Raw genomic sequence first — 24,576 nt, 5'->3', positions numbered from 1 at the left:
GGGAGTTCGTGTCCGTGACGGCATAGGATGGACTATTTAGGCCAATAAATGGCTCATACGGCCCTAGGGCCACAAAACCCGCCCATCGGAGACGATCGGGCGGGTTTTCAGTATTCTGTTGATTTCGGTCGGTTGCGATGTCCGTTCTTAAGAGCGTTTCTGTGTGAAACAGCCAGTTCGACTTTACAGGGCTATGCAACCCTGAGTAATATTCTCCGTGCAAGTCGGTTGAAGGAACGCAGTTATCAACCCAGTCCCGACAATAACCGCCTCTCAATTCGCAACCGCCTTCGAACTTAGGCCAAATCTTGTTGCATGGTTCCTCGGAGCCGGCGCATCGGCAGCTTCCGGCATTCCAACCGGATACGCCATGATCCGGGGTTTCAAGGCTCAGATCTTTTGCCGCGAGACGAACCTTTCGAAGCGGGAGATCGATACAGCCGATCCCATCTGGATCGACAGGATTGACGCATTCTTCAAAAAAACTTCGCACCTGCCCCCCGACGGTGACCCAATGGAGTATGCCGCGGCCTTCGAAGCGGTATACCCGCAACCTCGGCATCGACGGCAGTACATAAACGATGCGATCTCCAAGGGTACGCCCTGTTTTGGGCACAAGGTGCTGGGAAGCTTGATGGCCGCCGGCAAAGTAGATTGTGTGTTCACGACGAACTTCGATCCGCTGATTGAAGAGGCAGCACTTTCCGCAAACGCAATCCTTCCTGTCGTCGATCAGAAACGTCCGACAGTGGCAGCGCTCGACTCCGCCGATCGAGCCATGCGCTGCCTCAATGAATCCGACTGGCCGATGATCGCCAAGCTTCATGGCGATTATCAGTCGACCTCGATCAAGAATACGGGTTCGGAGTTAGAGCAGCAGGACATCCGAATGCGTCATGTTTTGGTGGAAGCCGGCAAGCGTTTCGGGATGGTATTTATCGGCTATAGTGGTCGCGACGCCTCGATCATGGAAGCATTGACCGCCGTGCTTGATGCGCCTTCGCCTTTCCCGAATGGACTTTACTGGCTCACCGCGTCGGCCTCCCGCTTGCTGCCCTCTGTGTCTGAATTCCTGAAACGGGCCCAGCTCGCCGGCGTTGACGTAGCTGTCGTCGAGTGTGCGACCTTTGACGAACTGAGCGCCGACATCACTAAAACGACTGACCTGCCTCAACCGCTCTTTGATCTGGTGATGGCCGGGCGACCTGCACCACGCTTGGTGCCAGTTCAGCTGCCTGCTGCTGAGGCCCGCGCTTTCCCTGTTTTACGCTGTTCCTCTCTACAGATCGAAGGAATGCCGAGTGCTGCCCGGCGGATAAAACTCTCGCAGAGCACAACCTCTCCCGTTGTACGAGAGCTATTGAAGGAGAAAGGGGTCAGGGCGACCGTCGCCGCGCTCGGACGAGAGCTCGCCGTCTTTGGCAAAGATCGGGAGATCCTCGATGCACTTTCTTCGTTCGGAGCGACACTCGGTGGTGAGATTGAACTGAATCCGGCCCAAGACAGTTGGGCAAAGGGTCTTATCTATGATGTATTAGTCAGAAGCTTAGCGCGGCGAATTCCACTCATTCCGCGCTTTAAACGCGCTGGACATTCCGTAGTCATTGCTTCGCCGCGCGATGGGGATGACCCGGAAAGGACACGCCGCGACGCGAAGATGCTATCAAATCTTCGGAGCGCTTATAATTGCGAGCTTACCGGCAAGGTTCCCGGCCTCGGGCTCCCGTTTCAGGAAGGCCTGCTCCTGAAACTTGACCTGATCGATGGCCGCTGGTGGTGCGGTTTCGAACCCTACACCTTTGTGCATATCCCTCGTCCAGAAGTCACAAAGGATGAATATCTGCCGCAACCGGAAGTCGCCAACAGAGATCCGATGGCTGCTCGTCCTTACGCGGGCGGTGATCCGGCCGGTGACTGGCGCCGGGAACGGTGGGCCCAACGTTACAATCGAAACTGGGCCCAAATAATCGCGGCTTGGGCGAAGCTTCTAACCAACACCGAAGACGGGACCACGCGAGCTTTTGGACTAAAAGAGGGCACAGGGATTGATGCGGTGTTTAGAGTCTTCCCAGTCACGGGCTGGAGTCGCCCAGGACATCATCATGCCTATTTTGACAGGACCAATTGATGAGCAATCCGGCGCTTTTGACGAAACTTCCGCCATTCACCTTGTTGGACGAACCGGATCTTTCGTTCTCGCCCTCGGACTCTTCACAGGTTGATGTCCATCCGCTTCGAGGTCTTGCGAAATTCGGACCTTATTCCAAAGGGTCGTTCGGCGGCTTTACTTCTCGCGTCAGGATCGCAACCGTAGGTCCGGAGAGCGCTTTCAAACGGCGCGGTGAGTTGATGCTTTCACTACGCAATACGCACCGACCTTCTGACAGGTCCGAATATGTCCCCCCATATCCGGGTTTCGAGAAACTCTACCATGTGGAGCTCGTTTCGGCACCACGTGATGCTCACATCAAATGGCCTGAGAATATCTATGACTTCGCCGGAGATGGCGATCCACAAACCCGGCTCTTCCTTGCCATGGAAGCAGCATTCCGACAGCTAGAGCTTGTGCGAAACGAATTTGACGTCGTACTTGTCCATTTCCCAGACAGTTGGAATCCGGCCACGCGCAGCAAGTTATTCGACGCCCATGACGCACTCAAAGCGCTCGGTGCCAGATTCAAGATTCCAACTCAGGTCTTGAATGATCGCGCTTTTACCTTCAAGCACAAGGCTTCTCTTGCGTGGCGACTTGCAACCGCGCTCTATGTTAAGGCCGCCGGCACTCCGTGGAAGCTTGCACCGCTAAAGGGCGTTCCCACTGACACGGCGTACATAGGACTGGCATATGCGCTGCGTGGCGACCAACGGGATGCGCATTATGTGACGTGTTGCTCGCAGGTGTTCGATATGGACGGCGGCGGCATGCAATTTGTGGCGTTCGAAGCTCAAGATCCTATTGCCGACCTTGCTGAGGCGCGTAGGAATCCATTCCTAAGCCGCGATGACATGCGCGCCGTGCTCGCACGCAGTTTGGAACTTTACCAAGGGCGTAACGGAGGCAATCTGCCGAAGAGGATGGTCATCCACAAGACCACAGCCTTTAAAAATAGCGAGATCGAAGGGGCATTCGATGCGCTGACTGGCGTCCCAGAGATCGAGTGCGTCGAGGTAAGTTCGTCCTCCTGCTGGCGCGGTGTTTGGCTGATCGAGTCAGGAGTGCGTAACCCTCCTACAAAGCCGTCAGGCTATCCGGTGCCACGTGGAACCATGGTGGTTAGGTCTGGTAATTCTGCTCTGGTCTGGGTCGCAGGAAACGCGCCGGGTGTCTCGACCAAGGGCGACTATTATCAAGGCAAAAAGAGCATTCCACGACCGCTGGAGCTAATCCGTCATGCTGGCAGTGGCCCCCTCGAACTGACCGCTCACGAGGCATTGGCACTAACCAAGATGGATTGGAACAACGACGCACTCTACGATCCGGTGCCGGTCAGCATCCGCTATTCGCAGAGACTAGCCCGTACAATCGCGAATGTCCCTGACCTACCGCGAAACGTCTACCCCTATCGGTTGTTCATGTAAGCTCCGACTCCGGCGTACAATTCGTACCAGATAATCTAAACTAGAAGCGGCCGTTAAGCGTTTCGTACAGGCACCACGTTGTGAAACCAGCCGAGTACTCTCAAACAGATGTGATCCAGGGTACGGAAAAATTTCGTTGAACCGAAATAACCAAATTATGGTGCGGCCTTTTTCCATCTCCGACTCTCCATGCGGTTTTACCTGCAACGAAGTCCCTGATCTCGTATCAAAACTGGTTAATGGCTTGCCACCGATACGCATATTTTAAGCTGTTGCGTCGCAAGGGAAAAACAACGCACCTCGAACAGTGCGGTAACCCCTCGTGATCGTCTCTAACCATAGAACGCAGTTCTCGTCACACCCAGGCCAAGGTCGAGGGTACGACACCACGTTGGGAACGCCGATACAAACCGGTTGTGTCATGTCCTTCGTTAGCAGCCTAAGAGACTTGCTGCCGAACAAAAGCTTCGTGTCAGAACACACGAGATCACTAAGGCTTGGGACTTGAATTACCTAGATCGCATTCCCGTATTTCGATACCCGCATCAGTTGCAAAGGCAAGGATATCAGAACACACGAGGGCATCTTCAAAAAGCAAATCGAGACTTTGGACTTCAGAATTTTCGACATACTCAACAATTTCACTGGGAAGGTCTTCGGAGCGATTTTGATGCTTCAAAAGCCGCAAGATTGACCTACGTTTTTCGATTTCCGAACCTTCTTTAACCCCATCATCATGTACCTTCCGAAACAAAGAATCTTCTCTGACTTCAGGTTGAACTTCCATCGGTATCTCTCCCATAAAAATCTCCGACCTTCTTCGAATGGAAGCCATCCCAACGCATGAAACAAGTGCCGGCGCTAAGTCGTTGGGAGCAAGTTCATGAATTGCTCTTTGAATGAGTTTTTCGGAAAACTGACGAAAATTGGGAACCTCACGAAGCAATAGCCCCAAGCATGCCGCCCGGAAGTTCTCGTGGGCGAGAAATTCTTCAGAGTTTCCTGCCCCCGCATCAACGACATAATACCGATGCCCAATACAACCATATGATTTTTTTTCAACATATCGCTTCTCAGGCAGTGGTTCATCACCTGTGTAATAAACTATTTGAATAATTTTTCGATTGGTGCCATGCGCAGCCAACGCCAACGCACCATACTCCAACATGCGCGCGTCCATGTTCTTAAGGTTGGCTGTTTGAGGTTCAATATGCAGTAGATTGCCACCCTCCAGTTCGGCTAGTATATCGGTGAGATAATACTCCCGGCGAGGCCTTAATTCTCCATCCAACCAGCCAATTACTTTCGGAGTGTTAAATAAAGTCTCCGCAACCCCATGCATCTTGAGCTGCTTCTTTACAATCTCATCGATAGGCCTCCGCTCTGTTACACTTTGCTTCTCTTTGCGCTTCCGATCGTTCACAAGTAAACCTCAAGTAGAATTACAACTTACTTAGATTTTCTTGACTTGCTTGACGAAATGCGCAGTTGCGCAGAACAAGTCAAAATCACCACTTTATTCGAACGGAAAGCCAACGTTAGGATTTAGCGTTGCCCGCAGAAACGCGCGATCGAGTAGCATGTTTCGGAATTCGCAGCTTGTTTCAGGTGCTAGCAAACAGCCATGGCAAGCGGAACCATTGACCGTTGTACCATCAGGTGACAATCCGGGCACGTTGTCGGCACAAATCGGATCGTTGGAGCAGAGTTCATGCCTGTCCAACGCACGGGCAATTAAAGCCGGAATGTTTGGCGCACTTGAAACAAGACCACCCAACGTTCCCTGAGTGCCGGCACCCGCGGTATAAATGAGAATGCCAAGCTTGGTGTAAGCTCCCGACCCTTTTTGTCCCTCGAGAGCATATACCCGCTCCTTGAGGGAGGTCGCCGGATACCCGCAATCCAACGCCAGCTCTGACATCAAGATGTGAGATAGGCTGTGCAAGAAAATGTAGGCGCCTCCCGGGAACGAGATATTGTTGAAACTTTGCGCCCACTGGCGATAGGCCAAGCGCAATTGATCGACACGCTCTTTAACTGCCGGATTGTCCAGCCAGGACTTTATTATGTTGCTGGAAAATTTAAGGAATATCCCTTCTCCGAATTGCTCAACAGCCGGTAACCAATCAGTATCGCTACCGAGCGGAGCCCCTTCCACCGCTAGGAACACTTCCTCCAGTCCACCATCTGAGGCAACCGGTGCCGGCTCCAACCTTGTAAATCCGTAAAGGCAGGAAACCTCCCGCAAGCGATTGACCGCAACGACGCTTTCCAGAATGGAAAAGTCAAGCTTTTTGAGGCCATTCAATTGGTCACGATCAAGTGTCTCCGCATATAGCTGAGAGCCGACGATGTCTTCACCGATGAATTTCTCGCCGCTGGTCAGAATGTCGAATTCAGCGTGCTTTGGAGAATATATAACCGCATCTTCATTCTCACCAACATCAGCCGCTAATTGCTGAACACGGCCAAATATCTCTTCGGCAGTATATCCGGAAAACTCTTGGCCGATTGTGGTGTCCATCTCGAAAAACGCCTTCAGCATTTCAACAGATTTCGCACGACTTAACTTGTCTTGAAATTTGCGGACCAAACTCGTCAGAGCATCCTCTTCTGAAGGAACGGAAATAACGCTCGCGACCTGCGGAAAATAGGCGTTCGTGGCGCCTCTGGTGAGAAAGCGCAAATCCTCTTCGCACTCGTCCAGATCCGCCTCTTTGGATAGCCAGGGCTTGTGGCCCCGACATTTCCCCAGCCGTTTCGGCGAAAAGAGCTCCTCCATGTTGATGAATCGACCGCAGTCGCATGTGACACGAATGTCTTTTGGATCCGCACTGGTGCCCCTGTCCTCCAACCACATCGGACTTTTACAAGGAGTTCCCCCGTGTACGAGAAAGCGCCAATCGATATCCTGTAGATGGCCACGTTTGCAGGCTGCAACAAAACGAATGGGGGTTACGTCGACCTTTCGACCAGAGTCACTCTGAAACTTCCGACGACCGCCCGCGGGGTCAAGCTCCCTCCAGGTCACAAGCCTCCGTTTCGATATTCGTGACTGTTGATCCTGGTCAGCAGTAGCTTCAGGCTCGCAAACAAACCATTCCGGGAATATCAACGCAGGAACCGCCCCCGGGCTCGACCGGCTATTTTCCCCTTCCTGAATAGGAGGTTTCTTGAGGGACAACGACTTGTCTTCCGGAAACCGGCCGCTGCGCTTCAATTCACGCTCGATCATGTCGCGAAGCCGTGGTTCGACGATGGTCTCCATGCTGCCGACATTGGTCCATAAATCGAGACCGCTGATTACCACCGAGCGTGTGGGTAGGTCTACCATCGAGCCTGGACCAAACGTGGTGATCAATTGACTCAGTCTGAGTTCCTGCTGGCTCATGTCAGATCACCTGCGCTTCGTATTTCGTTGTTCCAGGGATCGCGGACGCGCAGGCCGATGGTCGGCTCCACGTCGCGCATGGATTGGCCGGCCTGAAACTGCTGGTGCCGAGCATCGAGATTTCCAATTGTCGGATCCAATGGCGTGTGCAGCAGGCGGGCGCCATTTGCCCGATAGGAGTAGACGAAGTTTCCTCCATTCGCGGTCAGATCGTCCGCAACCGAGATCCAGTCATCGATTAGTTTCTCGACGTTCCTGCGAAGGTTGTCCAGACCATGCGCTTGCAGGATGGGTGAGGCCCGATCTACGATCAGATCAACAATCTGTTTCTTGGCATAGGAACTGTTTCCAAGATCGGCCGCACTTGGCTCCGGCGACATCACTTCGTCGATGTGCCGTCCAATGGCGACGACTATGGCGGCAAGTGCCCTGTCCAAGGCGCGCGCTGCCCAAGGTGTGACACTCGTTGCCTCGACGGCTCGATAAAAGCTTTGGTGAAAATGCGTGAATTGCTCGTAATGAGCCCGATCACGGGGCTTGTGAACATTCAGCAGAGTCACGACCAAGCCTGGCCGTTTGGAGTCCCGCCCAACACGGCTGGTCGCCTGAATGTATTCAGCAGACGTTTTCGGCTGACCCTGGACGACCATGAGCCCGAGCCTGGTAATGTCCAGGCCAACAGATATCATGTTCGTTGCGAGTGCGGTGTCGACAGCGCGGTCTTCACCATAGTTGGTTTCCAGCCGCTTCTTTGCATCTGCAACCTGATCTGTCGAAATTCGAGAGGTAAGCTCGACCGGTTCACCTAGTCGGCGATCCGTAAACGGTGCGCCGACAGGGTGCTTGCGTTGCCGCTGTGCCCCATATCGGAAGACACGATCCCGGACTTCGTCTTCCACAATGCGACGTGACCCGCCGAGCTCCCGCAAAGCGTTGAAATAGCAAAGCGAGGTCATGTAGGGATCTGCTGGATTTGGTGCGGATCCAGCGTTCGCGCCATAGGCTGTCTTTGCATAGGCAGCCAACGTCGTCATTGCGCGCAGGAAGACCAGACGAGGTCCTCGACCTAAAGCGGCCAGGCCCAGATAAAGGCGGGCTGGTTCTTCTTCCGAAGTTCGAGTGACCGCAAAGAAACTGTCATCCCGGGAGATCCCTGGCGGTGGGAACATTGCCGTTTCCCGCCGATTGAACAGCGCCTTGATTTGGCTATCAGCGCGCCTAACGGTCGCTGTCGAAGCAACAATTTTGGGGCGCACCGGTTGGCCCTCGACCGTACGGATGGACAAGCCGTCGATCACGGTTTCGTAGAGGCCAGCAACAGTACCGAGCGGCCCGGAAATCAAATGCAATTCATCCTGGATAATCAGATCGGGGGGATCCAATGACCATCCGTTAGGCAGCCTGTTTCCTTGACCGGGCGTGCCGGCCCCGAAGAATCCACGGTCGGGATCAAAGCGATCGACATGGCCAAAGAAAGCACCCGTTTCACCGATCCATGGAAGAGCGGCAAACTTGTCGACCGTCGCAATCAGGAACGCCGGCAGGCGGACATAGATTTCCTCATCGACGGCAAGGATAGGAAGCGGATCCTCGCCGCTAAACTCGCAGTCCGTGTTCACGCATCGGATTTCCATGCGTGTCGGTGCGTGCATGTTCGGTACGCAATCGAACGAGCTTGGCTTAAAGGCTTCCCCGCACCAGGGACAGTTCTTGATCGGCGCCGGGGCCTCCCTCTTGTCCCGACGATAAGTCCGCACACGCGTGACAGCAGTCTTGTCACCCGTGTTTCCGCGACCTCCCAATATGTTCGGCGAGGCTTTGGAACCGATCCAGAGTCCGATCTCGATCGGCCAGTCGCCTAGTAGCCGTTGTCCTTTCTCGTCTGTCCATCTTGCATCCTTGCGCATTAGCTCCAGCGCACAAACGACACCAGCCGCACGGCCAAGCTGATCGAGGGTCAACAGGCGCAAGGTGTATCGCATGATGACGCTTAAACCTGCACCAAGAACGCCTGAACCCTGAAGTCGCCGCAAGGCGATCATATAGGCTGCAAGCCCGAGGTAGGCTTCCGTCTTACCGCCGCCTGTGGGAAAGAAGAGCAAATCGACAATCTCGCGGTCGCCATCGGTCTTGTCGGTAAGGCCAACGAGATTGAGCAGGACAAAGGCCAGCTGGAACGGCCGCCACGCTGGTGCACCAACCTCGTCTGGGCTCTTGCCAGCCTCGGCTGCAAAGCGCCGACGCGCTGCCTTGGAGACAGCTTCATTCATAGCTTCGAAGGCTTGGCGCGCAAATCGGTTGGTCCGCAGCAAATCGATGCCAGCTGCTATCCGCGCACAGGCCTGTTTCTGATCGGCTACGATTTCTTCCGCGGTCGACTTTCGGGCCGGCACGCCGTCAAAGGTGGAAAGCTGACCTTCCTGACCGGATATCCAGTCGGCGTAGAGCTTGGGAAACGGTTCAAGAGCATCGCCGATCGCAGTTCCACCGCTGTTTGCGAGCCGAGCGAGTTCCTCCATCCGGAACTCAACGCCCTCGATGCCGAGGTTCGGAGCGACTTTCTCGACTTCTGCCTGGGGTATCGGTTGGGTCCAGATGGTTCGGACCACACCGCCCTCCGTCAAGTAATCCGTCGCTGTGTTATGTCCGCTCCCGTAAGACGCGACATCACGGTAGTGCAAATCGTTGATGCGGAGATCCTTCTCATCAACGCCGTAGCCGGTGAGATCCACGTTTGGTTCAATTGGAACATCGGATTTGAGTGTCAACCGAACCTGAAATGCATATGAGAGGTCAGCGAAAGACCGATTGCGGGTTACACTGCGATTGTTGACGACGAAAACGCTGATCGCCCATCCGTCGGAGGCGACTGCACCGGGATGCGGCAATTTGGTTGGCCGGCAGACGATGCGAAGCTCCAAGCCCCCACCTTTTCGTTGCAGCGACGCGCTGTCCGGGATGATCAGGTTCTGCCGGCCCGGTTTGATCTCGATTGTGAGACGCTCGTTCCTCGGAACGCGAACCCAATCGTAGTCTCCTTTAGCGGCTTCCTTACCGTCCAGGACGAGCTCCGGCATTGGTGGTTCGACCTTGTAGTCACCCCAGTCGACGACCGCCTCAAAGGTCTTTGCGTCTTTCGGCAAAATGGCCGTCATGCCGATAGAGGTAGGTAGAAAGCGGCGAACTGTCGTAGCGTCCTTGGCCCCGCTATCATCATCTTCCCCGGTACCCGGTTCTATAGAGTTCTCAAACTCCTCTTGGCATGCTGGGTCATCGGCATCCTCTTTTGCGATTTCGGCATCTGGAAGCGGCGCGATGAAGCCTGTCAAATACCATCTCGACGGTTCTTCGCTGAGGCGCTCATCCGCGAGATCCTGATCCAGCTGAGGTTGACTGGGCGTCGGATAGGGGCCAATAAGATCTCGGCGGAAGGCATCCACCAAACCGGCACGAACATCCTTGCTTTCTGTCATCAGTCATCCCCTAGCGTGAAATCCATTTGCCGTTCCCCGCCCAGATCCATGTCGATCCGCCGCCCTTTACCGCGGCGCTTCGGAGCAACCGGCTTGTCGAGCATTGCTGCCGCGTGCCCGGCCCCGGCTGTTTCTTCTGCCGCGCGCACCTTGTTGAGGTCAATCAGCCGCGCAAGAACTTCGTCGCGAAAGGCCGAAGGCCAGAACAGGCGAGCCTGATAAGTGAATTCGTTTTCCGTTTCCTCGGTCAGGAAGACTGGTTCGGCTTCAGTCGCCAGATCTTCCCAGCCATAGGCTTCAAGCACAGCTTGATCCATTTCGGCATGGAGCCGCCGCAGCTCGACAATGGCGGGCGCCTGGCAATAGGGGTCGTGAAACTTGTTGTAAGTCGGGGTCATGCCCTCATCGGCAGCGGCCATCAGTTGTGCTCGATGGTCGAGATAACGCCGACCGATATCTTCCAATTCGGCGTTCGTCACGTAGTCCAGCGGGAACGGGAATGTCGCAAAGCAATCAGATGGCGCGTACCGCAAATCGTCCTTCATCGAAGATGAGAAAAACCGTGCCCATGTTTCATGTATGCGGGATTGGAGAACGGCCAAATACAAGACAGGCTCGACCGCAAATACGACGCAGGAATCGGCGAATGTAGTTGAACTGGGAACAGGACCGAGCTCCAAATGTGGCGAAACTCGAGAAAGAGCAAAGCCAGTATCTTTTCCAACCATAGCTTCTGTAAGTTCAGGTCGCGGACGCCAATGCCTCCACCATGGATACGCTCTAACATCCTTATTCTTACTTTTTTCCCTATCCGGTTTGACATAACGCTCAACAATATCGAGCAATTTGGGCCAATCCGCTGCCACGGGCCGGTTGTAATCACGCGGCACTACTCCTTTGCGCAACATCAAGGTTCGGTCATCCTCAGAACTATCGGACCAGAGTTGAAGTTCCTTGTCACGGCAGAGCGGGAAGTCCTCAAAATCAATTACATAACGATGATGCCAGTGCCTTGGGTCGTTGTTAATTTCTTCTCCTCCCAAGTATGGCTTAATCCGTTCCGCATTGTGCGGATCTTCGAGTATCCTTTCCATATCGGAAAGCGATGAAGCCGTTCCTTTCTCTGCGGCCTTATCATCGAATGTGAAACCCATTCCCAAAATAATGGATCCTTGAAATGCCAGATTCTCATTTTGGCTTAGCCTGGCAGGACTTTCATCGTTTAATCCGGGGACTAGAAAGGCTGAAATCCGATCAACTGGGCGTTCATCCAACAAGATTGTGGGAAGCTCATTGTCAGGCAAAACTTTTCCAATATGCACTGTCGAAACTACAACCGCAGCGTCGCCGGGCCACTTCAGACGACTGGTTGCCCGATAGAGGCTACCGCGATTGGCAATAATTGTTCTAAGGCCGGTTTCTCGGGTATCTCCTTGCGCAATTGTATTGGAAGCGATCAAACCCATCGCTCCTTTTTGGCGGAGCAGCGAATAGGCTCGACGAAAGAAATGCGCGACAAGATCCGCGCCGCCGTCTACGTCATCGCGCCCGTGCTTTAGCCAGGCAATATAGGAGGCACCATTTCTTGTCGAAATGCTTCGCCCACCAAGAAATGGCGGATTCCCGACCATGGCATCGAAACCCGGATTTTCGCGGTCGAACACTTCTGGGAATTCGAGCTCCCAATGAAATGGTTGGAGCGGATGGCCCCCTTGCGTTCGCAGCTCTGTCTGGAGCTGAGCAGCTTTATCCCAATCTGGCTGCATTCTCTCGGTCATTGCTGCCTGGAGGGCAATCAATGCCTCCTTGCGCGGCTTTGGTTTGGAAGCGCCGAAGAACGTTGCCAACAGGCCATCGCCGAGCGCGCGAATAGCCGTCAGTTCCTTCTCCACAGTTCGGTTACGCACTTCCTGGATGGCAAGCGTTACATCATCTGGTGCGTGCTGGATCGCGTCGCGTCCCTTCTCCGCCTTGTCGATCGCCTCAAGCACAACCTTGCGGAGCAAGGGCCGGCCTGCCCCGGGTTCATCCCAGGTGAGATCTGCGATTTGGGCCTTTGTTAGGCCGACAAGGCTGTCGCCTGTCTTGAGAGCATGATTGAGGAAGGTGAATTCATGATCACGCGCAAGTGTCGCCAGCCAAAGGGACAGCCGCCCGAGATCGGTCGCCATCCTGTTTTTGTCGACACCATAGAGGCAGCGCTGCGCCACGAGTCGGCGCGCATGCAAATCCTCATCTTCATCTTGCGGTAACTTCGGTCGCTCTCTAGGCCAGCGCTCCCAAGCTTTGGTCAGCCGAGCTGCCATTGCACGGCAGGCCTCTACCAGAAAGGCACCGGAGCCCATCGCCGGATCGCAGATCTTTATCTCGAGGATGTTATCGGGCTTTGCGTCCTCCCCAATACGATCAAAGATTGGTTCCAGCGCTTGCCGAACGATCGGCTCGGTTAGCGAGCGCGGCGTATAGTGGCTCCCCGTGCCACGTCGTTCATCCGTCGGCTGAAGGACTGGGGTTTCAGCGGGTGCGACATGTCTGCCGGGGGAAGCGCGCTCATCAACAATTCCGTCAAGTGCCGCTGCGAGATCTTCCTGAGTTTTTGCCGCTTTGAGCGCCTTCTCCGTCGCGCTGCCGAGAGAGGTGCGGTCGGCATTGTCTTTCAGATATTTTGCCCGTTTCCCGGGAGCGGTCTTCAAAAGTTCTTCTAAATCGATGAAGACCGGTACCTTGTTGTTCTTGCCGGCTTTTATCGCCAGCGCCGGGTTCCTCAATTTCTCGACCGTGAAACCCATAACGGTCTCATAGACCGAACCGATCTGTTCAACATCAAGAGTTCGATAGGAGAGCCGTTCCCCTTTCAGCATCCTGAGCCCATCGAGAATGGACAGGATGCAGCTATCAGAGACCCGGAGCACTTTGGGAGCGTCCGAAACCGCCTTGCGCGCTTCAAGAAACGGGAACCGGTCAGGGTCGAACAACTCACCACCCCTGCCCTTAACCCAGCCGCTCGGGTCGCCGGCATGGATGAGGCGAAACAGTGCGAGCAGCCGACCCCAGGCCCCAACGCGTTCATTCATCGTATCGGGATGAAGAGCCTTATCCTCCAGCAGGCGGTCATGAAGACCACGCGCCGAGTAGCCTTCGTCATAAATTGCCCGGCTCCGCGCATCCGTTTGTGACGGCAGGAGGTCTCGGTCTTCAGCATAGAGCACAAATACGAGCCGCATGAGCACAGTAAGGATGCCTTCGTAGAGGTGCTGCGGCCGATTTGCCGCAAGGTCTCCAAAGAGCTCGCGATCAGACTGATAGAGCCCGCGGAGCATTTCATGCAGGGCACCGAGCACTTGTTCCGAAAGGGCGATGGAAACGCTCGCCTGTTCGTCGCGGCTCTTCTTCAGTAGGGCCGGCAAACGTTGCTCTGCCCGGCCAACGAATAGGCGCGACCTGCCGAGCATCAGTTTCAAGCCGCCGAGCAAGACGCGACCCGCAACGGACGTCAATTCGCGCAAGGGCCAGATGATCCAGCCGGAGGTTTCACCACGTGGCGCATAGACCAGGCGCAGTTCATCGTCGCCTATGAGAACGCCCCGTTCAGCGCTCGTTTCCCTTAGTAGCCTTTCGAACCGCTGATGAGGTGTTGCTTCCCATCCTTCAAGCGCACCACGCTTGTCGAGGTCTACCCCGGGATCTTCAATTCGGACCAGCAGCGTAAGATCTTCCGGATTTTTCCGGTCTGTGATTGCCCATGTGGCTTCGAGTTCGGTCTGCAACTCGCGCAAATCGGACCGTGCGGAGGCAGGAAGCTCCGGTCCCCCCGGAGCACCTGAAACCAATGCCTCATCCCACTCGAGAACTGTTTCGAAAAAGCCCCAGGGGTCAGAAAGTGCTGCACCGTCTTCGTCTATATTGATAAATTCAGCAGCCTGAACGGAGTCGGAACGCGTCTGCCGTTCAGGAACCAGCCCCAAATCACTAAGCACTGATCGTGCGACGACCAATCCGACCGGGCGAGCATGGTCTAGCCATTCAAAATCGGGGTTTGTTGTTTCTGTTCTTACCATTTTGAATTCGTCGCCTAGCCGCTCACAGGCCAAAGATACACCAGCCCGATGGGCTCGATCCTTCGGGCTTTTACATCGTATGAGTTTCGAGCCCGATTGGGCTCAGTTTTGATTTCCTGGTCCAACTCCGACAACCGTACAGACCAATGGCGCCGATCGCTGTCCGCCTGACGTTTTTCGGCAGCGTCGAACTCCATCGTCAACTGAGCCTGCTTGGGATCGTTCGCGAGATTTGCAATCCGGTCGCGCTGTTCCGATAACAGTTTTCTGAGTGACGTGGCCTCTGCATCACCGATTTTCACAAGATCCTTCGTCACATCGGCCGCACGCAAGATCGCACGTTCTTCCAACGTTGGGCGGAGTGCGACAACATCTTGCTGCGCGAAGGACAAGAGCCGCTCGACGACGTGCTCCGACGCAGGATGCCCATGGGCAAGTGCTTCTTCTAGTTCTTCAAGCGTCAGATGCGCGCGCTCGCCCTTTTCCGCGAGTGCGGTCAGGGGCTTCTTACCACGATCGGCCTCTCGCCATTGGGCAACCACAGGGATGAGCTCTTCATGCAAGCGACTTGCATTCGGGCCATACATCGATAGGCGCCCCAGAAGAACGACGCGGGGCATTGCTCCTGGGCCAACGAGTACGCAGGCCCGCTCCAGATCACTCCGGAAACCCTGTGATTTGAAACGCGCAAGCAGCCGCCGGACAAGGCGATGCTCCAAATGGAGCTGAGCGACATGGGACGCATCCCTGCCGTCTGCTAAAACCGGCGGCTCAAACGATAGGCGGCGCGGCTCGGTGTTCCTGCGCCAGTCATTGAGGCTCTCGCCACGTTTTCGGGGTCGGTCACGCAACTCGTCGAATACGTCAGCCCAACTCCTGTCATGGGCAAATGCGGGCGCTTGCGGGTCCAGGCTGTAGGTGTCGACAGTGCACCCACTGCCATCCGCTTCAGCTTGAAACGGAATGCCAATGCGGGACAGAGAGATTTGTATAGCCCGCTCGAGGTCACCGGGGTCGACACCCACTTTCCGGCGAGATTCCTCAAGAACAGCTCTTAGCCGGTCGATTTCATTCTTGAGCCGATCCTGCCGTTTCTCCCCTTCGCTTTCCTCCATCTCGCGCAAAGCGCGGCTGATGACCTCATTGTCTTCGTCCGAATTCAGAGCCTCAACCAGTGCCTGGCCTCGGCCTTTGCCGATACCTTCACTGATCAACCGTTCCATCATCCGATCTTCAATGACCTTGCCGACCGCGCCGAGTTCCCGCCGGATCCGATCCGTTTTTCGGACAAGCGCATCCAGGACGATGTCGCTTTCCCGCTGAGCATACAGGAAATAGCGGCAGTAGACTGTCGGTGCGGGTTGAAGCTTTCGATCAATACGGCCATTTCGCTGTTCAAGCCGCGACGGATTCCACGGCAGATCGAAATGGATGAGATCGTAGCACCGATGCTGAAGGTTTATACCCTCACGCGCCGCGTCAGTGCAGATCAGGATCCGGAGCGGCTCTTCGGATGGATCTGCGTTGAAGGCATATTTCAGCAATTCGCGCTGATCGAGCGCCGTAGCTCCCGTCAGGGCCGCGATCCGGTCTTCGCAATCGTAAGAATCGAGCAGCTCCGATAGCCGTGCCTGAAGCCAACGCCGCGTGTCTTCATATTCTGTGAAAATGATCAGGCGACGGTCGTTCCATTCCGCTCCATTCAGGAGATTTTGTTCAACCCACTGAGCGATCCAATGCACTTTCTGGTCAGGCCTTTGTCCGGCAGGCCCTGCAACCTCGAGCATGGCGTTAACTGCATCGATTTCTGCCTGAATTTCATCGAGGGACGCTCCTCCGGCACCAACCAGCGTTGCGGCTTCTGCCGCGGCTTCTTCATCCTCCTCGATAAGATTCGCCAGTTGTTCTTCGGTCTCTAACTCATCGAATTCATCGACAACACCGGACCCGGAAACGAACGCCTGACCCATTGAGCCATAGGCTTTGGCATTCTCTTCCTTGTAGCGTTGAAGGCTCCGGAGGTGCACGTTAAGGGTTTTTTCGAAGGCTGCGACGGACGACAACAGGCGTTGCTGCAAACCGGAAAAGACCAGCATCGCTTCGACTTGAGCCCGTCGTCCAAGCTTGGCGATACGACGACCGCGCAATTCACCATAGTCTGCGAGCATTTGATCGAGTCGCAGTTCGGGCGCATCGGTTGAGATGTTCTCGATCTTTATCGGTTCAACCAGCCGCTCCGGAAAGGTCTCTCCCAACGCTCGGAGATCACCTTTCAGACGACGCACCATGACCGGCTCGAGATCCTTCGGACGGACTTTCACCCCACGCGTGAATCTTTGCGGATCCAACATTTCAAGGAGCGCGGTAAAACTGTTGGAGTGACCATTGTGCGGAGTGGCCGTCAAAAACAAACGGTGCTCGAACCGTTTCGACAATTCATTTACTGACCGCGTGAGCTGACTGTCGATTGCATACCGCGATCCACTGGAAGGTGCGGCGTGATGGGCCTCATCGAGAACGAATAACGACTTCGCCCGCGTGTTTCCCAACATTTCGCGCAACCCGGCGACGTATGTCTCATCGGTCAACAGCCGATGCGAAAGAATGAAAAAAGAACCTGTCGCCCAGGGATTAGACAAGAAACCCCGGGTGCGTCGAACATGGCCCAGATAGTCACGGTCAATGATCGTGGCAGCCAAACCAAACTTAACCGCCAGTTCGTCCTTCCACTGCTGCAACATCGAGGGAGGCGCTGAGACCAGGACAAAGTCAATGCGCCGTCGCAGAAGCATTTCCCGAACAATGAGCCCTGCTTCAACTGTTTTGCCGAGACCAACGTCGTCTGCGATCAGTAGATTGACGCGCGGTAGGCTTAGCGCTTTGTACAAAGGCGCGAGTTGATAGGCGTCCATTCTTATCCCTGCGCGGAAAGGCGCTTGAAGCAGCCTACGGTCTGCTGATGTCGCAGAGCCCCATTTCACTGTGCGAAGGTAGGCGGAGAAGGTATCGGCCCCATCCGACCCGTTCTTGGCAATAGATTTCCAGATTTCATCTGTTTCGATCTCAGGGGCGATTTCCGATGACCAGACGACTGTGACCGCTTCCCCTTGTGCATCATCTTCGACGCAAGCCAGTCGAGCGACAGTTGGGCCTGTCTCTCCAGCCTCTACGTCTTCAACCAACCAGTTCCGACCACGCACAGAAACAAAATCACCAATTTGTGGGTAGCTCTCAGTGGTCATCTTTGGCTCGCACAAAATACCAGTAGCGTGTGCGATCCACGGCTACTTCCGTTTGTGTCTCGCGGAATCGGCCCGTTTCCCGATGCAATAAATTCCCGATTGGAAGTTCTACCTGCCAAATGCTTCGGCTAATTTCCACTTTCAGACCTCGGCAATCGGTTACGTCTCTTCATCACAAAATCTTCTATAAGCCCCTGATCACCAATGCGTTTCGAATAGGCTCTCGAGAGAACTCAACGCAGGTGGGAGATCAGCCTCACATGTCAGGCCAAGATAAGTCGCCGCTCTCGTCGCACCGACGTAAAGGTACTTGTCAAAAAGGTCGGGCTGTTTCTGAGCCAGGCCATCGACACCGAGGAAAAACACAGCTTCGAATTCCAGCCCTTTGATGTGCTGGACATTGAATACCCTAACCGCACTCTCGCGACCACGAACTTGACCGTCCGGACACGCTTGAACACTTATGTTTTGGTCTTCAAGAGTCGCGCTGAGAGACTTGGCAATTGGCGAGACCTCTTCCTCGGAATTCACCAGCACAGCGATTGACGGCAGCTCCCCAACAAATTTCTCGATCTCAACGATCCGACTCGCAAGCCATGATGCCGTTCGATCTATGTCATTCATACCTTTCGCAAGGACGGGAGGCACACCATCGTTTTCTGTATATTTTGGTAAGACCGCATCATCTTCACTGCCTCCGGACAGGACTATCAGTTGCTTTGCAAAGTTATGAAGCTGACCGCTCTGACGATAGGCGACAGTGACAGTCTTCGTGGCAATATCCGGGAGAACCCATCTCATTTCATCGTCAGTGCGTGTTCCCCAATTCGTTACTCGCTGGTTGAAATCACCGCACGCAAAGAATGATCGCGTACCCGGTCTTGCCATCGTGGCCATACAGGCAAGTTGAATCGGAGAAAAGTCCGTTGCCTCATCGACCAGAATCTGTGTCCTGTAAAGTTGCTCCATTCTCCGAAGTATCCGACGAGCAGCGGTATCCCGCTCCATCAAATCTCGCGCTCCGGTTATCAGCTGGTCCGCCTCCCGAAGCATCGTGAGAAGCATTACATCTACTTCGAGGGGATGCACTTCCGATCGAGCAATTCCTTCCGTACGGTACCAACGGCTCTCAGCTTGACGCACCCTTCGAAACCCGCGGTATCTGGAAGGTACTCTGTCTATGTACCGACCTACGGGATTGGAAAAAATCCTCAGGGCCGCTTGAACTACGAGGCTCTCCCCCACTTCCGGAATGGTCTCTTCCGGCAAAGTCTTCTCTCCCAACCATTCAAGTAGACGACTGGTCGGTCCAGTCTTGGGTAAACTTCTCCGGCGCGCCTTTGCACGAGCGAGCGTGCGCATTGCATTCATATACGCGGTTGCAGCCATAGACCGGCTTCCACGTGTTTGGATGACCTCCTCCTCTTCATCCTCTTCATCTGGGTCGAAGTCATCATCCACGAGTTTTTCAAGTGACGCCACATATGCCGCCATTTCGTCTAGGAAGGATTTATCTTGAAATGCATGGACGTTCAGGCTTTGGCGGATTTTGTCATCAGTGTCTTTCTTCATGCTTTCCAGCAACGACCCGATTTCGACAGCTACGTTCGTGAGAGCCAACAAATCGGCTGCCGGATTGTCATCGTCGGCTTTTTCCACGATCTCGAGAATACGTGTTCCGATGCTGGAAACACTTGGTAGTGGATTTTCGCTTAGTCTTTTCGCGGCTTCATGCAACTCTTCCCAAAACGTACCACGCTGCCACTGATCAAAATCAGAAAACCAGTCAATCAGTCGCGTCTCGATTCCGGAATCAATTGTTTTTGCCGTATCTTTCATAACCAGCGAACTTTTGCTCGCTGCGGTGCGAAGAATTCGGAATTCATTTCGCGCCAGTTCGGTTCTCATTTCTGACCAAGTTTGGATCCGCGAATCCGGCGCTGGAATACCTTCCCGGCTGAACGCTTCCTTCACGTACAGCTTTAGCAATTCCGTTGGAGTAAACATGATCCAGCTTTCATTGTGGCCGGATTCAATATCTCCACGGATGGCTCGACGTTCAGCGTCATCAAGAAACTCAAGATCGAGCTTTTGTCCGAGCCGGCGGATCAATGTGGTTGTTTTACCTGTCCCTGGTGCCCCCAGAATTAAAAGACGACTACCAAGCGGCATTCGAAAGATTTCGCCTTGGTACTTATCCAAGACAGGTTGGTCTCGCAGATCCATACTGGAGATGACCGCTCGACGAATTCCCTTACGGACATTTGCGTCCTCGTCTTCTTCCCTAAGCAGTTCATCCAGAAACGACTCGTCAATCTCAGGAACTGTTTTCAGAAGTGCACGGAGAGACTGTACAGAGATAGGCCCATAGCCAACCCCTTCTAGAATTGCATTGCGTCCATCCCATTGGAGGTCGGAAAAAATTGGCTGAAACCGAGCATGCTCGATGATCTCGACAATGATGCTTTCACCGCCTCCTCGAGGTAACTCGAGCTCATCCCCGACGTCCAACTCGGCAAGGCGCCCAACCGGCGAGCGATAACTTGCAAATTTCAGAGGAGGATCTATTAGCGCCGGTGAAGAAGTCCTCGAAAAATAGAACGTTGTCTTATCATCTTGCTCGTCTACCACGACCACTCGCGCAATAGACGGAACTTCCGAGAGTATTCGATAACCTTCACGGATCTCATCGTCGATACGTTTGCGACTGTTCAAAGCCTTACTGTCCGTGAAAGTGTTCATGCTGGCGAACGCCGACGGCCCACCACCTTTTATTCCATCTAGAAGTTGTTCCTTTGCTCGCTGGGAGATTACGGAAAACGTCGAAAGCGCTTCCTCGGCAACAGGACATACAAACGACTCTAAAACGTGATCGCGACTCATATTCCCCCCGGAGACGCAAAAAACGGCCGATATGGCGCGGTAATTATCTATTCGAGCGAATTGTACTTCATTGGCAGTTTTAATCTAAATAGTTGAATTCAGTTTGGTTGCACAACCCTTCAACTAAAATTACCGATCCGCCTAGCTATGGAAATCAACAATTTCGAGACCAGTTCCACGCGGGTACGATCCTTTTCGGTACTTAATTCACAAAATCGATCGTCTGTCAGGCTGATCTTGAGCTCTCTCCGCTCCCGTGGCGGGAGATTATGCGCTGCAAAGGCCGAAGCAGGCGTTTTTGCACAAACTTAAATGCCGCCAGTCTTTCTTAGCTCCGCTTCTTCCTATAGCTCGGCACCCCCGATCTATGGAAGTTAGTTAATGAAATCAAAACGATCCGCCCTCACCCAAAGCATGATCAAAACCTTTTGCGAGAAACGTCTCGCGCCGGTTTTCACACCGCAAGATGTGGAAGTTCTCCACCGGCATTTGGTCGACTTGCTGGAGAGGAACGAATATCCTGCATACAGAGGGAGCCGCTTAGACGTCCGAGCGCTAGCCGAGCGATTGGGTTTGGATTCTCGCTATCTGATGATAGAGCGATCTAACCTCCAACCAATTTTCGATGCCGTCACACGTTCGATTACCGAAACTGCGCTGCGTCCGGAAGCAACCAGGAAGAACAGTCACACCGAGTTATCGGGCTGCCAATCACCATCTAGACTTAGGCCGTGTGGACGAATTGACTCAGGTATAAGTTTTGGGATTCCGGATTTGATTTCAAAGTGATTCATAGGTTGCCGACGTGATTTGGAGGTCGGCGATGTGTACCAAGATGACAGAACGGGATTTCGAACTGGCACTGGAGGTTTTCCGGGCTTGCTTGCCACGGGTTGGCGCGAAGGCAAAGAATGACCGTCTGTTTCTCGAGGCACTGCAATATTTCACGCTTCACAACATCTCCTGGCGCGCTTTGCCCGAGCGGTTCGGCAACTGGAACAGCGTCTGGAAACGCTTTGACCGTCTTGGCAAGGCAGGTGTGTTCGAGGACTATTTTTCCATTCTGGCCGGGCTTGATGAAGGCGCGCATCTGATTGTCATGTTCGACAGCACCGTCATTCGCGCCCATGTTTCAGCGGCAGGCGCCAAAGGGGGCAGGAAGGTCAAGCGCTCGGGCGTTCGCGCGGCGGGTTCGGCACCAAAATCCATCTGAAAACGGATCGGAACGGCCTGCCGCTTGGCTTTGAACTGACCGGTGGCCAAGCCTCTGACAGCAAGCAGTTTACAGATCTCATGGAAACCGGCCCCGAAATCAAACACCGGGCCATCGTTGCCGACAAGGGCTATGACAGCAATGCTAATCGAGAGGCTGCGCGAAAGGCCGGGGCTGTCCCGGTCATCCCTTACAAATCAAACCGGCGCGACATTCCCAGGCACTTCGCCAAAGCGCTCTACCGGGGCCGCGCACGCATCGAACAAATGATGGGGAAGCTCAAACGCTTTAAACGCGTCGCCCTGCGTTGCGAGAAAACCGCCAGAAACTTCCGGTCTATCGTCGCTATCGCCGCAGCCTTCATCTTGATCAAATCCGTCCACACGGCCTAACAACGATCGACGCAAACAGAGGGGCAAGCGACCGCGGCCAGTCGTCGAGTTTCCAGAGCCGTTGGAGTCGATTTGGAGCGAACCCGCAAGTTTTGGCGCTGCACTTCGTCTGCATGCCAAGCGTCATGGTGAGTCAATCTACCACCTTTACGATGCCGTCGTTCGAACGGACGACGGCCTTAAGCGCAGCACTTTCGTCGGATGGGGACGCAGAAATACGGTACCGACGTCAAAAATCAGCCAGGATATCCTGACCCGTATCGAACGACGATATCGCCTCGCTGAGGGATACTTTTCCAAAATTTCCAGAGCTAATGCTGCACCAAATACGAGCTGTGAGTTGGACGAAATGAACCCGGCGGAACGCCGTCGACTGGTTTGGCACCTGCCGGAAGATTTCAGACGAAGGCCACGCGCCGAACAGGATGAGATCCTGGCTTGGGTTCGCGAAGTGATTATCAGCGGATCTACCGAGTATCGCCGCTATCAGGCAGCGGCAATTCGACAACGATATGCAGTCCGTTTCAAACTTGGCTCGGGTTCACAAAGAAAGGTCTCTGGTAGCCGGTTGTCGGATACCTCGTATGTTGTGGACGCGCCAAAATGTCTGAATGACGAAATGGCCGAAATCTTGCGCTTCAAGACAGCAACTTTCGCAGCGTTTGGCCAACAACGAAATGGCGTATGGGGCGCTGAGACAGCTGCACAAAAGGTCGAGCACTTCGGGCTATTCTTCGGGGCTTTCGCTGCTCCCGTGGACAGCGAAGTGCAAGGTTTTGGAGTTGACCCTGAGGCTCTAACGTTCGGCATGATGATCTTCCCGCAAGTTTGGGACTGGTACTTACAATGGCGTGAGCGTCGTCGCGGTTTTTTCACCGCTTGGGAGATCGACATGTTGACCCTGGCGTCCGCATTGTGCCGGGAAGAAACTGGTTGGCTGCGACAATCGGAGCAAATATCAGGCGGCCTTCGCGAAATCGAAAGCTTGATTTCAAAATCGGACATCTCTGATGTTCAATCTGACTGGTCAGTGGCTGTGACCGGCTGGTAAAACATGCACGAACCAGAAAGAAAGAAATCGAGCGGGTCGTAAGGATACATCGCGACCCTTTTGAGCCAATCATGACAGTTCTTGAGGCTCCGAGCCCCGTGGGCGAGTATCGAAAGATCACCGAAGAAATACTGCACCGGATGCCTGATGAGAAGCGTCATCCCAAGGCGGCAGCAGAAGCGGTTAGAGCTTTCCTTCTCTTACGCATTGGATTGCATACAGGTCTGCGGCAGAAAAATTTAAGAGAACTTTTGCTTTGCAAACCTGGCACCCAACCAACATCCGAAAGAAACCTGGAAAACGCAAAACGAGGCGAACTTCGCTGGAGCGCTCGCGACGGAGGGTGGGAGATACTCATCCCGTCCGTTGCATTTAAGAACGCTCACTCCTCTTTCTTTGGATCAAAGCCTTTTCGATTAATCCTGCCTGATCTCGGGCGGCTTTACGAACTAATCGACGCCTGGAATGATCGGCACCGATCGCGGCTGATAGGGCCCGCTCAGGATCCCGGCACATTTTTCGTGAAAACGGCAAAGATTACGAGCGCGAATGCTGAATACTCGCAAAACACATTTTTCGAAGCTTGGCGAACCGTGATCCAGCGCTATGGAATTTACAATCCGTGGACCGGGCGAGGCGCGATAAAGGGCTTGTTGCCTCACGGACCACATAACGTGCGCGACGTGCTTGCGACACATATTCTCAAACAGACAGGGTCCTACGAACAAGCCAGTTACGCCATTCAGGATACTCCTGAAGTCGTGGCAAAGCATTACGGCCGTTTTCTCCCGCAGGATAAAGCAGAAATCGCGGCGAGAATTCTCAACAAGGTATGGGATGCGGCGTAGCGAAAAGCCTGAGCAACCGCATTTCAGCACAGATCAAATTTGGCTTTCAATGCTGCTCATCGTGCAATCCTAACGTCAATCGAGGTGATGCCGGTTTGGGCTCAATCCAATGCGGTGCATAGCCCGAATTGAGCAACCGGTTTCTGATTTCGGACATTTCCCGCCATGTGTGAAAATTTTTTTGATCAAACAATTCTCCGTTTTTGACCGTCCAAGTCACACCACTCTATTCGTGTCCAACGAAACATCGAGATGTCCAGAGTTGAAACGGCCCCAGGATTTCGCCTGCGATTTCGAAGAACTCAATCCCTCAAGCAAAAGGACTCAGCCGCGACGTCAACGTCGCAAGCTGGCGGAAATGTCACCCTCATTCGGGACCCACGTGTCGCCGGTTGGGGCAAAATTTTAGTTCAAACAGGAAACCCAGGCCTCGCCAGAACCCAGGA

Annotated in this window: 9 protein-coding genes and 2 pseudogenes; 5 read left to right on the top strand and 6 right to left on the bottom strand. The window is 54.2% G+C overall.

All coding sequences use genetic code 11. From position 1 onward, the window contains the following. Window positions 1–370 precede the first annotated feature (370 nt). Window positions 371–2,128 carry an SIR2 family protein gene (locus E1180_RS05580; RefSeq protein WP_155190188.1) on the top strand — a complete coding sequence of 586 codons (1,758 nt, stop codon included), beginning with the start codon at window positions 371–373 and terminating at the stop codon, window positions 2,126–2,128. Continuing rightward, window positions 2,128–3,579: an argonaute/piwi family protein gene (locus E1180_RS05575; RefSeq protein ID WP_155190187.1), complete on the top strand. Its 1,452-nt coding sequence runs from the start codon at window positions 2,128–2,130 to the stop codon at window positions 3,577–3,579. The genes E1180_RS05580 and E1180_RS05575 overlap by 1 nt, the downstream gene beginning before the upstream one ends. Window positions 3,580–4,069: 490 nt before the next feature. On the opposite strand, the gene E1180_RS05570 is transcribed toward E1180_RS05575, so the two are convergent. The 6 genes from E1180_RS05570 to E1180_RS05545 all read right to left on the bottom strand — a co-directional run bounded on the left by E1180_RS05570 (window position 4,070) and on the right by E1180_RS05545 (window position 20,626). Further along, window positions 4,070–5,002 carry an RpnC/YadD family protein gene (locus E1180_RS05570; protein ID WP_155190186.1) on the bottom strand — a complete coding sequence of 311 codons (933 nt, stop codon included), beginning with the start codon at window positions 5,000–5,002 and terminating at the stop codon, window positions 4,070–4,072. A 93-nt stretch (window positions 5,003–5,095) separates the two neighbouring features. Continuing rightward, complete coding sequence (drmB, locus tag E1180_RS05565) at window positions 5,096–6,970, bottom strand: DUF1998 domain-containing protein (protein WP_155190185.1); 1,875 nt, start codon at window positions 6,968–6,970, stop codon at window positions 5,096–5,098. Beyond that, window positions 6,967–10,443, bottom strand: a complete 3,477-nt coding sequence (gene drmA / locus E1180_RS05560; protein ID WP_155190184.1) for a DISARM system helicase DrmA — start codon at window positions 10,441–10,443, stop codon at window positions 6,967–6,969. The genes drmB and drmA overlap by 4 nt, the downstream gene beginning before the upstream one ends. Beyond that, window positions 10,443–14,534 carry an Eco57I restriction-modification methylase domain-containing protein gene (locus tag E1180_RS05555; RefSeq protein ID WP_208996956.1) on the bottom strand — a complete coding sequence of 1,364 codons (4,092 nt, stop codon included), beginning with the start codon at window positions 14,532–14,534 and terminating at the stop codon, window positions 10,443–10,445. Before E1180_RS05555 ends, drmA begins: the two co-directional genes overlap by 1 nt. After that, entirely contained in the window at window positions 14,516–17,743 is a 3,228-nt protein-coding gene (gene drmD / locus E1180_RS05550; RefSeq protein ID WP_155190183.1) for a DISARM system SNF2-like helicase DrmD, read from the bottom strand. Before drmD ends, E1180_RS05555 begins: the two co-directional genes overlap by 19 nt. Window positions 17,744–17,941: 198 nt before the next feature. Beyond that, window positions 17,942–20,626 (bottom strand): ATP-binding domain-containing protein, encoded by a 2,685-nt coding sequence (locus E1180_RS05545; protein WP_155190182.1) that lies wholly within the window; start codon window positions 20,624–20,626, stop codon window positions 17,942–17,944. A gap of 823 nt (window positions 20,627–21,449) precedes the next feature. On the opposite strand from E1180_RS05545, the gene E1180_RS05540 reads away from it, so the two are divergent. The 3 genes and pseudogenes from E1180_RS05540 to E1180_RS22740 all read left to right on the top strand — a co-directional run bounded on the left by E1180_RS05540 (window position 21,450) and on the right by E1180_RS22740 (window position 24,130). Beyond that, window positions 21,450–21,839: a transposase gene (locus E1180_RS05540; RefSeq protein WP_155190181.1), complete on the top strand. Its 390-nt coding sequence runs from the start codon at window positions 21,450–21,452 to the stop codon at window positions 21,837–21,839. Continuing rightward, a pseudogene (locus E1180_RS22040) lies at window positions 21,782–22,231 on the top strand (IS5 family transposase); the annotation flags it as partial. The gene E1180_RS05540 and the pseudogene E1180_RS22040, both read left to right, overlap by 58 nt. A 61-nt stretch (window positions 22,232–22,292) precedes the next feature. Continuing rightward, window positions 22,293–24,130, top strand: a pseudogene (locus E1180_RS22740) (hypothetical protein). Window positions 24,131–24,576: the final 446 nt, after the last annotated feature.

The organism is Roseibium denhamense (genome assembly GCF_009711415.1).
In the GTDB taxonomy this organism is placed as follows: Bacteria; Pseudomonadota; Alphaproteobacteria; order Rhizobiales; family Stappiaceae; genus Roseibium; species Roseibium denhamense.
This window is presented reverse-complemented; position numbering and strand designations above follow the sequence as displayed.